At 41.6% G+C, this 1,821-nt stretch carries 2 protein-coding genes; one reads left to right on the forward strand and one right to left on the reverse strand.

Features of this window, described 5'->3' with window-relative positions:
* Positions 1–176: 176 nt before the first annotated feature.
* Positions 177–569 carry a VOC family protein gene (locus tag ASV53_RS23825; protein ID WP_094958966.1) on the reverse strand — a complete coding sequence of 131 codons (393 nt, stop codon included), beginning with the start codon at positions 567–569 and terminating at the stop codon, positions 177–179.
* A 133-nt stretch (positions 570–702) separates the two neighbouring features.
* Here ASV53_RS23825 and ASV53_RS23830 point away from each other — a divergent pair, with 133 nt between their 5' ends.
* Complete coding sequence (locus ASV53_RS23830; protein WP_094958967.1) at positions 703–1,725, forward strand: YdcF family protein; 1,023 nt, start codon at positions 703–705, stop codon at positions 1,723–1,725.
* Positions 1,726–1,821: the final 96 nt, after the last annotated feature.

Consider the following 1,821-nt stretch of genomic DNA (forward strand, 5'->3'; position numbering starts at 1 on the left):
AGCTTATTTAGTCATTAAAATCAAATACATATAATCAGCACCATATTCCATAAGTTACGCAAAATAATGTAAGCAGGTTTTACAAAATTTAAAGTGTTCGTTATTTCTTCACTTTCATTGCATAGCAAAAATTGAGTACACACTAAAACGCCGCACCGCAAGGTGAAATAAAGGAGCTAACACTCTTTTTTCTCATAGGTGATCACTGAAATAATGGCACCCGAAACATCAAAAAAAGCACACATCCGACCGACACCGGGTACATCCATCGCTGGATAAACCGCCTTCCCACCCGCAGCCTCTGCTTTTGCTATTGTGTCATCCACGTTTTCTACCGTTATATAGCAGCCCCAATAATTAGGCATCTTCTCTGCGCCTGGTGGTTTTGCCATGATCCCACCCACTGGCTCACCGTTTGATTTTACAACGTGATAAACACCTTGTGGCATTTCCATCGCTTCAACTTCCCAGCCAATCACTTCTTGATAAAATTTCACCGCTTCTTCAGGATTATCCACAATAAGCTCAGACCAACTAAACGCACCCTGCTGTTGAAATACGTTATTCATTACGATCTCCATTTTCTTCACTGACTACGAATAGCTTAGTCTGCCATCGCTGAATACTTGGTAGAATTTGGTGAATAAATGTAGCATTGTGAACAATAGTGACTTTCATTTTGTGTTACGGACCCGACTATCTATGATCACCCAGCTAATTGAATCTTCCTCCCTCGCTTACCAATCATCCAACCGCACTCAGTACCCCTTTGGTGACCATATTGGCACAAACCTTGATGCTGTCAGCTACTACCTTGAACATGCAATTAGCTTAGACACCACACGAACTGATTTACTGCTAACCCTTGCAAATATCTATACTTTTCAGGGGGAAATACCTAAAGCACTGCACCTCTATGAAGATTGTGTATATCAAAGTCATCTTCAATCTGATGCGATTATTCCCCTTACATACCTCGCCGTATGGCACCATTATTTAGATCAGCATAAAAAAGTGACACATTATCTTCAGCGGTTAAAGGGAGTGTCATCACCGACAGCCATGCAAGTCGAGCAACTGCTTAGCGCTATTGAGCAAATACTGGCAAAAACGATAAATTACGGGACTGCACTAAACACTGAAAGTGAACTCAAAACAATTCAACAAGAAAACGGCAATGGCGCTATTATCATTTTGGGTTATAAATTAAATGCTGATGGCACCATACCGCCAATGTTATTACAGCGCTTGGACACGGCACTAACCGTAATAAAGGCATATCCCGAAATCCCGATATTTGTAACAGGTGGGTTAGCACAAGCTGGTATGACAGAAGCCTGTGCAATGCAGCAATGGCTTATTGGCCATGCAGTCGCAGCTGATCGTATTATTCTGGAAGATAAAGCCACCAATACACTTGATAATGCACGCTTCACCTTAGCTAAACTCCAACAGCACAATATCCAGCAAGCTTGGTTAATCAGTGCCTCTATTCATGTCCATCGCAGTGAAATTATCTTTGTATCAACGCAACTGCATCAGCGATTAACAGGCCACCAGCCCAATAGCCAGCCAACCTTTATTCACTTTGATCACTATGCGGCTCGTGATGGTTTAAGTCCCAACCCTCTTCCTGAGGGAAAAGTACGTTTGGACTGTTATATCGACGCGTTACGAAGCTTTGGCCTGCCCGCCTTTTGCACCGCGCACATTACTCAGGCTTAACCTTTAGGCATATTCGTAAAATAAACATGATCATGGCTGATAATTGAACTGCATAAAAATAATATATTTAAACGTAGAATATTCTCTATTTTTTAT

It is taken from the genome of Photobacterium sanguinicancri (assembly GCF_002265265.1).
GTDB lineage: Bacteria > Pseudomonadota > Gammaproteobacteria > Enterobacterales > Vibrionaceae > Photobacterium > Photobacterium sanguinicancri.